Annotated in this window: 1 rRNA gene; it reads left to right on the forward strand. The window is 51.7% G+C overall.

Features of this window, described 5'->3' with window-relative positions:
- Positions 1-238, forward strand: a 23S ribosomal RNA gene (locus ACERY3_RS25445); the annotation flags it as partial.
- Between the last annotated feature and the right edge of the window lie 25 nt (positions 239-263).

The following is a 263-nucleotide window of genomic DNA, read 5'->3' on the forward strand; positions in this document are numbered from 1 at the left end:
CGGAGTGGACGCATCACTGGTGTTCGGGTTGTCATGCCAATGGCACTGCCCGGTAGCTAAATGCGGAAAAGATAAGTGCTGAAAGCATCTAAGCACGAAACTTGCCCCGAGATGAGTTCTCCCTGACTCCTTGAGAGTCCTGAAGGAACGTTGAAGACTACGACGTTGATAGGTCGGGTGTGTAAGCGCAGCGATGCGTTGAGCTAACCGATACTAATGAACCGTGAGGCTTAACCTTACAACGCCGAAGCTGTTTCGGCGAA

The sequence above is a fragment of the Enterobacter cloacae complex sp. ESBL7 genome (assembly GCF_041679625.1).
Lineage (GTDB): Bacteria > Pseudomonadota > Gammaproteobacteria > Enterobacterales > Enterobacteriaceae > Enterobacter > Enterobacter asburiae_B.